The following is an 11,479-nucleotide window of genomic DNA, read 5'->3' on the forward strand; positions in this document are numbered from 1 at the left end:
AAGACAAAAAATCCATACTTGTCAGTAGCTTGTATTTTTCATATGGTGAATTCGTTTTTCAAAAAAGCAAAAAGAGAGCCTCATGGCAGACCCGAAATCCGATCCTTCGACCTCCCGCAGGGCGCGCGGGCGTCCGCGTGCCTGGGACGACAAGAGCGAGCAGAACACCATCAAGTCGCTCGATCGTGCGATGGCCGTGTTCGAGCATTTGAGCACCCAGTCCGGTGTCTCGCTGTCGGCGCTTTCCGAGCAGATGGGAGAATCCACCGCAACGCTCTACCGGATCCTGTTCACGCTGGAAGCGCGCGGCCTGGTCGAGTTCGACCAGGCGCAGCAGCTCTGGCACATCGGCCCGGGCGCCTTCATCATCGGCGCGCGTTTCCTGCGCCGGACCAGCCTGGTGGAACGGGCGCGGCCGATCCTGCGCGCCCTGATGGAACAGACCGGCGAGACCGCCAATCTCGGTGTCGCCCAGGGCGACCAGGTGCTGTTTGTCAGTCAGGTGGAAACCCATGAGAGCATCCGGGCCTTCTTTCCGCCCGGCACGCTGTCCCCGCTGCACGCGTCCGGCATCGGCAAGGCTTTGCTTGCTTTCATGGACCCGGACCAGTGCATCCGCATTCTGGCAAAGGCCGACCGGCAACGGTTCACCGAACACACGCTCTGCGAGGTGGTTCCCTTGAAGGAGAATCTGGACCTGATCCGCGCGCGTGGCTTTTCCATCGACGGCGAGGAAAAAAACCTCGGCATGCGCTGCATCGCGGCTCCGGTTTTCAACCATTACGGCGAGGCGGTTGCCGGCCTGTCGGTCTCCGGCCCGACCAGCCGGGTCAGCCCGGACAAGGTCGAGGCGCTGGCGGGAGCGGTGAAGGCGGCGGCGGCGAGCCTGACGGCGGCACTGGGGGGCGAGACGGGGCCTCAACAGGTCCCACACCCAACCTGACTCTCCATATCCCCTCATTGCAGGCGCGCCCTACCCACAGACGTCATCCTGAGGAGGACCGTCAGGTCCGTCTCGAAGGAGGGGCCACACACTCTGGAGCAAGCGGCGGATCCTTCGAGACGCCGCTGCCGCGGCTCCTCAGGATGACGCTGTGGTTTGGTGCGAAGTCACGAAAATCAATGGTAAAAGCGCACCCGTCGGGTTCACTCCGCCGCGCGTTTGAAAGCCGATTGCGCGCCTGCCTCGAACCGGCCGGCGGGCTGCAGCTTCATGTGACGGTTGACGTCCTTGTAGAGCAGGTAGCGGAACGGGCCGGGGCCGCCGGCATAACAGGCCTGGGGGCAGAAAGCGCGCAGCCACATGTAGTCGCCGGCCTCCACCTCGACCCAGTCCTGGTTGAGCCGGTAGACCGCCTTGCCTTCCAGCACATAAAGACCGTGTTCCATCACATGGGTCTCCGCGAAGGGAATGACCGCGCCGGGCTGGAAGGTAACGATGTTGACATGCATGTCGTGGCGCAAGTCTTCCGGATCGACGAAGCGGGTGGTCGCCCATTTGCCCTCGGTGCCCGGCATCGGCCGTGGCGCGATCTCGTCTTCATGGGTGACAAACAGCTCTGGCCAATCGAGGCCCTCGACCGGCTCATAGGCCTTGCGCACCCAGTGAAAGCGCACCGGCTCGCTGCTTGTGTTCTGGAAGGTCCAGTCGGTCTGCGGCGGCAGGAAGGCGTAGCTGCCCGGGCGCAGGGCATGGCTCTCGCCATTCGCGGTCAGCGACGCCTCGCCCTCGACGACAAACAGAACGCCTTCCGCCATCGGATCGGTCTCTGGCCGGTCAGAACCACCGCCCGGCTGCACTTCCATGATGTATTGCGAGAAGGTTTCGGCAAAACCGGACAGCGGCCGCGACAGCACCCAGAGCCGGGTCTTCTCCCAGAAGGGCAGGAAGCTGGTGACGATGTCCCGCACCGTGCCTTTCGGGATCACCGCATAGGCCTCGGTGAAGACGGCGCGGTCGGTCAAAAGCGTTTCCTGGCCCGGATGGCCGCCTTTGGGTGCATAGTAGGAATGGGGCACGGGCAACCTTTCTTGAAGAAATTATGTTTCCCCTGACTATGCCGCTCTTTTCAGCCAAGCGCCATGGAGTCCCATCGAAGAGCTCTTTTCGGAAAAACAAGAAAATCGCACCTTGATTTCCTGTTTCTCCCTGTTAATCACGCCCGCGCAATCGCAATGTTCAGCAACACCTGGCGCCGTTCTTCCGTTGCCACCTTGATGGCGCGCTCCAGGGCGGCCGGGAAGGCCTCGCCGTCGGTCACCGTTTCCGTATAGGCCCGGCTGGCTTCGGCCGTCCGGGTGAAATCCGGGCTCGGCCGAAGCGAGGTCAGCGGCACGTCATTGGCTTTTGTGGCCAGGCCGTCCTTGTATGTGCCGACCACCGAATGGCGCACGGCGCCCCATTCCTCGTTGTTGAGCACCAGCGTGATCACCGGCAGCTCATGGGCTTCGGCGACCATGTGGCAGGCGGTCGGGTTGGCGAACATGTAGCTGCCGTCACCGATCGTGGCGAAGACCAACCGGTCCGGATCGGCCAGCTGCGCGCCGAGGGCCGCGGGCAGGCCCCAGCCGAGGCCGCCGGAATGGGGTTCCTGGAAATAGCTGTTTGGCTGGTCGAGATCGAGCGGCTCCAGCGGGCAGCCGAGTTCGTGAAAGACCGTTGCCTTGCGGCCCTTGACCGCCTTGCCGAGGCAATGGGCGACCCACTCCTTGCTCATGGGACTGCCCTTGCCGCGTTCGGCGAAGGCAACAACGCTCCGGCGCCTTTCCGTGGAAATGTCCGCGATCTTCTCTCGGCGTGCCTTCAGGGCGGCCTCGTCGCGCGGCCGCTTTTGCATTTCCGCGATCAACGCCAGCAGCGTCTCCGCCGTTTCCCCGGCCAGCGTGACGTCTGCCTGGAAGTTGCGGATCGGCGTTCTCGAAAACAGCGGGTCCGGCCCGAGCTGGATCACGTTCACATCGTCGCGCAGCGTGACCTTGTCCGGCCACCAGGGGGCAAGGGAATTGATTACCAGCACCACATCGGCCGCGGCGAGCATTGCCTCGGGCGCCGAGCCGACCTGCATCGGGTGCGACATCGGCACGGAAAGCTGGTTGGCCCAATAATGCGACAGCGGCAGTGCCCATTCGGTCAGGAAATCGCCAAGCGCGGCAAAGGCTTCCGCTGAGCCCGCGCCGCGCTGGCTGATGATCAGCGGGTTTGACGCCCCTGTCAGAAGATCTGCGGCAGTCTTGAGGTCCGCTGGCGACACCGCCGCCGTTACGGGTGCCTGTTTCGAGGGTGTTTGCAGGCCGTCCGGTGGGGTCTGCTCACACAGGACCTCCCGCGGCAGGCTCATATAGACCGGGCCTTTCGGCGTGGAATTGGCAATCGCCCAGCCCCGGTCGAAGAGATCGGCGATCTGTTCGGGAAAGCGCAGTTCATAGTCCCACTTGGTGACCTCGCGCAGCATCGCGGTCTGGTCGAACATCTCCTGGCCCCAGCCGATGGGCACGGTGCGCGCGCCGAACCGCCCCTTTTCCATCACCGGCGTGCGTCCGGACATCATCAGCATCGGGATCTGGTCGCACCAGGCGTTGATCGCGCCGGTGATGCCGTTGGAGAGGCCTACATTGGTGTGAAGCATCACCGCCTGGATCTTGCCGGAAATCTGGTAGAAGCCGTGCGCCATGCCGACGGCGACGTGTTCGTGCGGCACGGTGATCGGTACCGGCAGGTCCAGCCCGGTCTGGGTTGCCTCGATCAGGCCTTCGATGATCGGCGGAAAATCCGTGCCCGAATTGGCAAAGACATAGTCGACACCGAGCGCCTTGAGCTTGCCGAAGACGGCACCGCCCGCCGTGATCGTGCCGCTGTCAAACTTGTCCGCCATGTTGTGCTCCCGGAGTTGAGCTCGTTTGTCTTGCGCCTACCGGGCAGTCCCGAACCCGTTGCTTTGCGGAACTTCAGGTAGCGGTCCGCTTTGCGAAGATCCGCGCCGCCATCTCCCTGGAGGGTGCGAGGACGGAAGCCGGATCAAGATCCATTTTCCAGTCGATGCCGAGATCGGTGGACTTTGCCAGCGCCTCAGCAAAGGGTTCGGAGCTCGCCGCGGCCTTTGCGACAAGGTCCTTGGCGTCGCCGCGCGGAACGCCATGTTTTGTCAGCAGGAAACTTGCGGCCTCGGCCATCAGCTCCGGATTGTCGGAAAGCGTTGCGGCGAGTTTTTCGTCATTCGGTTCAAGCGTTTCGGCCAGCGCCAGTCCATGATTGAGCATGGCACCGGTGGCGATCAGCATTTGCGGCAGGAACTGCCATTCGAGCGGCCAGCGCGCGCCGTCGCGTTCTTCCAACGGTGAGGCCGCCGCCGCCAGGCCGGCCTGGGCCGCAATCGAAATCTGCTGCAGCGCCAGAATGGCTTCGGCCTGAACCGGATTGGCCTTTTGCGGCATGGTCGAGGAGCCGCCGCCAGAGCCGCTGCGCACTTCGCTGATTTCCGAGCGCCCGAGCAGCACCAGATCTCCGGCCATCTTGGCAAGTCCGGCACCGAGCTGCTGCAGCCAGGCGCCAAGGGCCAGGACCGGGGTCCGGTTGACATGCCAGGACGGGCTGTCCTGAAGATCGAGTTCTTTCGCCAGCGCGGCCGACACGGGCGATCCGTCCGGCGCAATCGCGCTGTTGATCCCCGACGCGCCGCCGAACTGGATCTTCAGCGCGGTCCGGCGCAGCTCCGGCAAAGCCAATTCCGTGTCGATCAGAGGATGGGCCCATTGCGCGATCCGGTAACCGAGCGTGATCGGCGTGGCGATCTGGCTGCGTGTGCGGCCGGCCAGCAGCCGGCCCGCATGGCGCTCGCTCTGCCGTTGCAGCGTGTCGATCAGCTTGCCGAGCTGGGCCGCCAGGAGGCCGATGGCAACTTTCACCTGCAGGACCATCGCAGTGTCGATGACATCCTGGCTGGTCGCGCCCCAATGCAGCCAGCTGCCGGCCTCACCGCCGACCCTCCTGCGCAGCTCGGCGACCAGGGCCGGCACCGGAACGCCTGCCGAAACCGTTCCGGCCGCGAGAGCCGCCGGATCGATTGTGATGTCTGAAAGCCCTGCGGCAATCGCCTCGGCGGCCTCGGCCGGGATGACACCAAGCCGGCCCTGCACAACGGCAAGCGCCCGCTCGAAGGCAACCATGTGAGCGACGTCGCTGGCGTCACTCAGGAGACGGACAAGCTCCTCGTCCGCGAAAAGACCGGAATAAAGGGCACTGGAAAACAGGGAAACGGGCATGGCTCTCAACAGGTTGGTAGGTGCTCCACATTGAGAGCCATCAGGCGTGGCGGGTCAAGCGGCCTTCAGGGGCAGGTTCAGGATCTCCCGCGCCTGCTGCCAGGTCGCGACCGGCCGCTCATATTTTTCGCAAAGGTCAGTCGCCCGTTTCACCAGCGCCGCATTGCTGGGTGCCAGCGTGTCCCGGTCCAGACGGATATTGTCTTCCAGGCCGGTGCGGGTGTGGCCGCCGGAGGAAATGCACCACTCGTTCAGGGTCAGCTGATGCTGGCCGATCCCGGCCGCGCACCATTCCGCGCCCGGAGCAAGCCGTTCGACGGTTCTGATGTAATAGTCGAAGACATCCCGGTCGACCGGCATGGCGTTTTTGACGCCCATGACGAACTGCACATAGAGCTTGCCCGGAATGCGCCCGTCTCTGTTCATGGCCACCGCCTGGTGGATATGGCTGAGATCGAACGCCTCGATCTCCGGCTTGACGTGATGGGCGCGCATTTCGCTCGCCAGCCAGTCGACCAGATCCGGCGGGTTCTCATAGACCCTTGTGGGAAAATTGTTCGACCCGACCGACAGCGAGGCCATGTCCGGCTCCAGCGGAAGCATGCCGCCGCGCGCCTGGCCGGCACCGGAGCGGCCACCGGTCGAGAACTGGATGATCATGCCCGGGCAGTGTTTTTCCAGGCCTTCCTTCAGCCGCGCGAACTTCTCCGGGTCGGAAGACGGCGTTTCGTCATCGTTGCGCACATGGGCATGCACGATGGTGGCGCCGGCCTCGAAGGCTGCCTGTGTGCTTTCCACCTGCTCGGCAACCGTGATCGGCACAGCCGGATTGTTTTCCTTCTTCGGCAGCGACCCGGTGATCGCAACACAGATGATGCAGGGTTTGCTCATGGGATTCTCGTTGTTGGGTTACCGGCCATGGGACCGGCCATTCCACCGACGTCATCCTGAGGAGGGCCGTTAGGCCCGTCTCGAAGGATGGGCGGCACGCTCGGGATCTTGGCCGATCCTTCGAGACGCCGCCATCGCGGCGCCTCAGGATGACGTTGAAAGTTTGGATGGGCTTCCATCAAACATCGAAAAAGACCGTCTCGTCTTCGCCCTGTACCTTGATGTCGAAGCGGTAGACCGTCTTGCCGTCGCGCTCGGTTCTTTCGGCGATGAGGGTGGCCCGGCGGCGTTCCCATTCGATCAGGTTGAGCACCGGATCCTTGGCATTGGCTTCGGTCTCGTCCTCGAAATACATGCGCGTGTTGAGGCCGATATTGATGCCGCGTGCGACGATCCACAGGTTGAGATGCGGTGCCTGGGGGCCGACATTGCGGCCCGGGCAGGTTCCCGGCTTGATCGTGTCGAAGCCCCATTCGCCGGTTTCGAAATCGGTGATCACGCGGCCCCAGCCGCGGAAACCGTCCTCGACGTCGCCGCCGCCTTCCGGATGGGCATAGTTGCCATCCGCATTGGCCTGCCAGACTTCCAGCATGACGTCCTTGATGGGCGAGCCCATGCCGTCCATGACGATGCCCTCGACACGGATGCGTTCGCCCCTGGCATTCGGACCGGCAATGTCCCAGCCGAGTTCCTGCTTGTAGATGTCAAACCCGGCAGCGCCCGGCGCGAGGCCGATATGAACGTAGGGACCGGCGGTTTGTGAGGCGGTTTCGGGCAGGTAATCGAGTTTCTGGGGCATGGCTCAGTTCCCCTCCAGACGGTTTTCGAACAGGGTCGAGCGGCGGCCGCGCAACACGATGTCGAACTTGTAGGCGATGGTGTCCAGCGGAATGGTGCCGTTGAGATCCAGCTTGGCAACCAGTTGCTCGATGGCCTCCGGGTCCGGAATGGTGTTGACGATCGGACATTTCGGGATCAGCGGATCGCCCTCGAAATAGCACTGAGTGATCAGTCGCTGGCAGAAGGCCGTGCCGAAGATCGACATGTGAATGTGGGCAGGCCGCCAGTTGTTGACCCAATTGCGCCAGGGATAGGCGCCCGGTTTCACCGTGCGGAAATAATAGTAGCCGTTTTCGTCGGTCAGGGTTCTGCCGCAGCCGCCGAAATTCGGGTCGATGGGCGCCAGGTATGTGTCCTTCTTGTGCCGGTAGCGGCCACCGGCATTGGCCTGCCAGATCTCCACCAGCGTGTTCGGGATCGGCCGCGCGTTTTCGTCCAGCACGCGTCCATGCAGGATGATGCGCTCGCCGATCGCGCTCTCGCCCGGCTTGGCGTAATTGTAGATCAGGTCCTTGTCGAGCGGGTCGATGTCGTTGTGGCCGAAGGTCGGCCCGGTGATCTCGGAGACCGAATTCTGCAGGCTGATCAGCGAATATTGCGGCGAGCGCGACACGCTGGTCTTGTAGTCGCGGGTCAGCGCGGGCGGCTGGCGCTCGCGGTCGCGTTGATAGAATTCACCCGGTTTGAGCATGTCCTCTCCTCCTCAAGGAGCTGTCAGGCCTGATCGGCCTCCATTTCTGCGTAAGTCTGTTTGGCCAGTTTCAGCGCCTGGTTGGCGCGCGGCACACCGGCATAAATCGCCACATGTTGAAAGGCCTCGAGCACATCCTGTTTGCTGGCACCGGTGCGCACTGTCGCCCGGATATGCATCGGAATTTCCTCGAAATTGCCGAGCGCGGCGAGCAGCGCCAGCGTCAGCATGGAGCGTTCGCGATTGCTGATGCCGTCGGACGCCCAGACATTGCCCCAGGCGGTCTCGGTGATCAGGGTCTGAAACGGCTCGTCCAGCGCCGACTTGGCCGCTTCCGCGCGGTCGACATGATCGTCGCCGAGCACGGAGCGGCGGACCTTCATGCCGGTTTCAAAACGCTCAGACATGGAGGTCCTCCTTCAGGAACTTGATGAGGTGGCCGGTAAAAACGTCCGGCTGCTCGACGCAGGGAAGGTGCCCGGCCTGTTCGATTTCATGGTAGCGGCTGCCGGGCACGAGCGCCGTTGTCGCCCGCACGATTTCGGGCGCGCTGGCGCGATCCTCCGCGCCGGCCAGGCCGAGCACGGGCAGGCGCAGGGCTGCGGTTGTTTCGGTGAGATTGGCCGCGCCAATCGCCTCGCAGCAGCCGATATAGCCTTCCACCGGCGTCCGGGTCAGCATGTTCCGCCAGGCGTCTGCCTCGGCCGTTTTCAGGAAATCGCCGCAGAACCAGCGCTCCATGATCGCGTCCGCGATGCTTTCCAGTCCGCCGGCGCGGATCCTGGCGATCCGTTCCTGCCACATCGCGGGTTCGCCCATCTTCACGGCCGTGTCCGCGAGCACCAGGCCCCGGAACCGCTCCGGCTGCCGGCTCGCCAGCACCTGACCGATCATGCCGCCGATGGAAAGGCCGACAAAGACGCATTTGTTGATCTCGAGATGATCGAGCAGCTGACCGGTGTCATCGACGAGATCGTCCAGGGAATAGGGTCCCGCCGGGCAGGAGGAGAGGCCATGGCCGCGCTTGTCGAAGCGGATCAGCCGGAGGCCGAAGCCCGACAGCCGCTCGACCACCTTGTCCCAGAGCCTGAGATCGGTGCCGAGCGAATTGGCGAAGACCACCGGCTGGCCTCTCGGGTCACCGTCTTCGCGCCAGTGGATATCGGCGGATTTGAGCTGAGCGATCTTCATCAGTAGGGCAGTCCAACGTAATTCTGCGCGAACCATCTCTGCGCAATTTCGTTGTAATGCAGCGACTCGATTTCCGCGCGCTGCATCTTCAGGTCGAACCCTGTCTGGTCCGGGAACCGGTGCAGCATGTTGGTGGTGGCCCAGCTGAAACGCTCGGCTTTCCAGATCCGGGCGAGCGCCTTTTCCGAATAGGTGTCGATGCCGTGGCTGTCCTTGTCCTGGTAGAACTGGATGAGGCCTTCATAGAGATAATGCACGTCGGAGGCGGCGGTGTTGAGGCCCTTGGCGCCGGTCGGCGGCACGATATGGGCGGCGTCACCACACAGGAACAGTCGGCCCCAGCGCATCGGTTCGCAGACGAAGGAGCGCAGCGGTGCGATGGATTTTTCGATCGACGGGCCGGTAACCAGCTTGTCGGCAATGGCTTCCGGCACCCGGCGCTTCAGCTCTTCCCAGAACTTCTCGTCGGTCCATTCGAAGATGTCGTCTTCCAGACCGCACTGGACATAGTAGCGCGACAGGTTGTCGTTGCGCATGGAACAGAGGGCGAAGCCGCGCTCCGAGTTGGCATAGATCAGCTCGTCATGGACGGGCGGCGTTTCGGACAGGACGCCGAGCCAGCCGAACGGATAGACCTTCTCGTATTCCTTCAGCACGGTGTCGGGGATGGTCTTGCGGCTGACGCCGTGAAAGCCGTCGCAGCCGGCGACAAAGTCGCAGTCGATCCGGCGCGCGCTGCCATCGACGGTAAAGGTGACATAGGGGTTGTCGCTGTCAGCGTCGCGGATCTCGACTTCCTCCACTTCAAAAATAGTCTGACCGCCGACCTTGTCCCTTGCGTCATAAAGATCCCGGGTCACTTCCGTCTGACCATAGACAATGACGTTCTCGCCGATCAGCTTCTGGAAATTGATGTCGAACATCTCGTTTTCATAGGAGATGCAGGTGCCGTGATGAACGAAACATTCCTTGTCCATCCGCTCGGCAACACCGGCCTCGCGCATCATGCCGACAAGACCGGTTTCCAGAATGCCGGCGCGGATGCGGCCAAGCACATAATCGCGCGTCTTGCGCTCCAGAATGACCGTCTCGATGCCCTTCAAGTGTAGAAGCTGGCCGAGCAAAAGGCCCGACGGGCCACCGCCGACGATAACAACCTGAGTTCGCATCTGTTCCTCCCTGATTGATTTCATATTGAATGATCAAAATCGGGAAGTAAAATGAGATATGAAGCATCTTACTTTCTGGAAACGATAATTAAATGATCGACCGGCGCATCAAGTTCCGCCACATCCAGTGTTTCGTCGAAATCGCGCAGGAGCGCAGCCTGAAACTGGCGGCGGACAAGCTGCATTTGACCCAGCCCGCCATTTCCAAGACGCTGAAGGAACTGGAGGAAATCATCGGCGCCAGCCTGATGACGCGCAACCGGGCCGGCATCCAGCTGACCCGGGAAGGCAAGGTGTTCCTGCATTTCGCGCAGATCTCGCTGGCCAGCCTGCAGCAGGGCCTGGATGGCGTCGAAAAGGAAAGCGAGGCGCGGGCGACGCTGAAGGTCGGCGTGCTGCCGAGCGTTGCCGCCAGCTTCATGCCGCCGGTGATCCGCGAATTCGCCGACCTTGCGCCCAACGTCATGGTGCAGATCATGGACGGGCCACATGGCTACCTGATTGAGCGGCTGAAGCTGGGCGAACTCGACCTGGTGATCGGCCGGCTCGGCCGCCCGGAGTCCATGGAAGGCGTTTCCTTCACCCAGCTCTATTCGGAACGGGTCGACCTGATCGTACGTGCCGGCCATCCGCTTCTGGAGAAACCCGACATCAAGCGCATTGTCGACTGGCCGGTGATCTATCCGCCGGACGGGGCCGCGATCCGGCCGTTGGTCGAACGCTTCATGATCGCCAACGGGGTTGGCGAGATCCCGAACAAGATCGAGACGGTCTCCGGCGCTTTCGGCCGCGTCTACACGCGCAAGACCGACGCGGTCTGGATCATCTCCTCCGGCGTCGTCCAGAACGAGACCGCCGACGGCCATCTTGTGCGCCTGCCGTTTGAAACCGACATCACCAAGGGCCCGGTCGGCCTGATGACCCGCCCTGACACCCAGCCGGGGCCCGAGGAACAGATGTTCCGGCTGGCGGTGCAGACGGTAATCGAGGAGCTGGGGTTGAGGTCTTGAGGTGTCGGATGATTGAATTTGAGGCGGCAAGTTTAACTCTATTTGCAGAGCTAGGCCTTGCTATTTTAATAAACGAACTTGGAGGTTAGATCATTGGATATCAATCAATATTTTGGTTTACTCGGTTATTTTCTTATGGTTTTCAGCTTTGCTTTTCTGCTGGTTTGCTGCATTGCGGAGCGCCGGTTGTTGAAAAAATGGAAAGCAGAAGAAAACAAATGGGTGAAATCAGCTCTTACTAGAGTTAATGTTATAAATTTCTATTACCTTATCAAGGAAAATGCTCCGCCAAAAGAGTTTGAGGAAGAGTTTGAAAATAGTTTTAAAAAACGATATTTTTGGATTGGGTATTCATTGTGCGTTTTTGGGTTTTTAGTTCTGGTGACTTCAAGATTTCTCAGTTAATTAGATTACTTCTTCTTGAGGGG

At 61.9% G+C, this 11,479-nt stretch carries 12 protein-coding genes; 3 read left to right on the forward strand and 9 right to left on the reverse strand.

Annotated elements, in window-relative coordinates; genetic code table 11:
* Positions 1 to 82 precede the first annotated feature (82 nt).
* Positions 83 to 943 (forward strand): HTH-type transcriptional regulator BhcR, encoded by an 861-nt coding sequence (gene bhcR / locus M0H32_RS17035; protein WP_248156143.1) that lies wholly within the window; start codon positions 83 to 85, stop codon positions 941 to 943.
* 203 nt (positions 944 to 1,146) lie between these two features.
* Here bhcR and M0H32_RS17040 read toward each other — a convergent pair whose 3' ends face one another.
* The 9 genes from M0H32_RS17040 to pobA form a co-directional block, all read right to left on the reverse strand.
* Positions 1,147 to 2,019 carry a bifunctional allantoicase/(S)-ureidoglycine aminohydrolase gene (locus tag M0H32_RS17040; RefSeq protein WP_425607332.1) on the reverse strand — a complete coding sequence of 291 codons (873 nt, stop codon included), beginning with the start codon at positions 2,017 to 2,019 and terminating at the stop codon, positions 1,147 to 1,149.
* Positions 2,020 to 2,156: 137 nt separating this feature from the next.
* A complete protein-coding gene (locus M0H32_RS17045) occupies positions 2,157 to 3,872 on the reverse strand; it encodes a thiamine pyrophosphate-requiring protein (RefSeq protein WP_248156146.1) in 1,716 nt (571 codons plus the stop codon).
* A gap of 73 nt (positions 3,873 to 3,945) precedes the next feature.
* Positions 3,946 to 5,259, reverse strand: a complete 1,314-nt coding sequence (locus tag M0H32_RS17050) for a lyase family protein (RefSeq protein WP_248156148.1) — start codon at positions 5,257 to 5,259, stop codon at positions 3,946 to 3,948.
* Positions 5,260 to 5,313: 54 nt separating this feature from the next.
* Positions 5,314 to 6,150 (reverse strand): 3-oxoadipate:acetyl-CoA acetyltransferase, encoded by an 837-nt coding sequence (locus M0H32_RS17055; RefSeq protein WP_248156150.1) that lies wholly within the window; start codon positions 6,148 to 6,150, stop codon positions 5,314 to 5,316.
* Positions 6,151 to 6,328: 178 nt separating this feature from the next.
* Entirely contained in the window at positions 6,329 to 6,949 is a 621-nt protein-coding gene (gene pcaG, locus M0H32_RS17060) for a protocatechuate 3,4-dioxygenase subunit alpha (RefSeq protein WP_248156152.1), read from the reverse strand.
* 3 nt (positions 6,950 to 6,952) lie between these two features.
* Positions 6,953 to 7,681: a protocatechuate 3,4-dioxygenase subunit beta gene (pcaH, locus tag M0H32_RS17065; RefSeq protein WP_248156154.1), complete on the reverse strand. Its 729-nt coding sequence runs from the start codon at positions 7,679 to 7,681 to the stop codon at positions 6,953 to 6,955.
* 23 nt (positions 7,682 to 7,704) lie between these two features.
* Positions 7,705 to 8,088: a 4-carboxymuconolactone decarboxylase gene (pcaC, locus tag M0H32_RS17070; RefSeq protein WP_248156156.1), complete on the reverse strand. Its 384-nt coding sequence runs from the start codon at positions 8,086 to 8,088 to the stop codon at positions 7,705 to 7,707.
* Positions 8,081 to 8,872, reverse strand: a complete 792-nt coding sequence (gene pcaD, locus M0H32_RS17075; RefSeq protein ID WP_248156158.1) for a 3-oxoadipate enol-lactonase — start codon at positions 8,870 to 8,872, stop codon at positions 8,081 to 8,083. Before pcaD ends, pcaC begins: the two co-directional genes overlap by 8 nt.
* On the reverse strand, positions 8,872 to 10,041 hold the full coding sequence (gene pobA, locus M0H32_RS17080; RefSeq protein ID WP_248156159.1) for a 4-hydroxybenzoate 3-monooxygenase: 1,170 nt from the start codon (positions 10,039 to 10,041) through the stop codon (positions 8,872 to 8,874). Before pobA ends, pcaD begins: the two co-directional genes overlap by 1 nt.
* A gap of 92 nt (positions 10,042 to 10,133) precedes the next feature.
* Here pobA and pcaQ point away from each other — a divergent pair, with 92 nt between their 5' ends.
* Both pcaQ and M0H32_RS17090 read left to right on the forward strand, forming a co-directional pair.
* Complete coding sequence (gene pcaQ, locus M0H32_RS17085; protein ID WP_248156160.1) at positions 10,134 to 11,051, forward strand: pca operon transcription factor PcaQ; 918 nt, start codon at positions 10,134 to 10,136, stop codon at positions 11,049 to 11,051.
* Positions 11,052 to 11,144: 93 nt separating this feature from the next.
* Positions 11,145 to 11,456 (forward strand): hypothetical protein, encoded by a 312-nt coding sequence (locus M0H32_RS17090; protein ID WP_248156161.1) that lies wholly within the window; start codon positions 11,145 to 11,147, stop codon positions 11,454 to 11,456.
* Positions 11,457 to 11,479 lie beyond the last annotated feature (23 nt).

This window comes from Roseibium sediminicola, from assembly GCF_023156505.1.
Lineage (GTDB): Bacteria > Pseudomonadota > Alphaproteobacteria > Rhizobiales > Stappiaceae > Roseibium > Roseibium sediminicola.

Bases quoted from the DNA above. Each gene is read 5' to 3' on its own strand.
- pcaH (WP_248156154.1), bottom strand. From the start codon at position 7,681: ATGCTCAAACCGGGTGAATTCTATCAACGCGACCGCGAGCGCCAGCCG.
- M0H32_RS17050 (WP_248156148.1), bottom strand. From the start codon at position 5,259: ATGCCCGTTTCCCTGTTTTCCAGTGCCCTTTATTCCGGTCTTTTCGCG.
- pobA (WP_248156159.1), bottom strand. From the start codon at position 10,041: ATGCGAACTCAGGTTGTTATCGTCGGCGGTGGCCCGTCGGGCCTTTTG.
- bhcR (WP_248156143.1), top strand. From the start codon at position 83: ATGGCAGACCCGAAATCCGATCCTTCGACCTCCCGCAGGGCGCGCGGG.
- pcaC (WP_248156156.1), bottom strand. From the start codon at position 8,088: ATGTCTGAGCGTTTTGAAACCGGCATGAAGGTCCGCCGCTCCGTGCTC.
- pcaQ (WP_248156160.1), top strand. From the start codon at position 10,134: ATGATCGACCGGCGCATCAAGTTCCGCCACATCCAGTGTTTCGTCGAA.
- M0H32_RS17045 (WP_248156146.1), bottom strand. From the start codon at position 3,872: ATGGCGGACAAGTTTGACAGCGGCACGATCACGGCGGGCGGTGCCGTC.
- pcaD (WP_248156158.1), bottom strand. From the start codon at position 8,872: ATGAAGATCGCTCAGCTCAAATCCGCCGATATCCACTGGCGCGAAGAC.
- M0H32_RS17055 (WP_248156150.1), bottom strand. From the start codon at position 6,150: ATGAGCAAACCCTGCATCATCTGTGTTGCGATCACCGGGTCGCTGCCG.
- pcaG (WP_248156152.1), bottom strand. From the start codon at position 6,949: ATGCCCCAGAAACTCGATTACCTGCCCGAAACCGCCTCACAAACCGCC.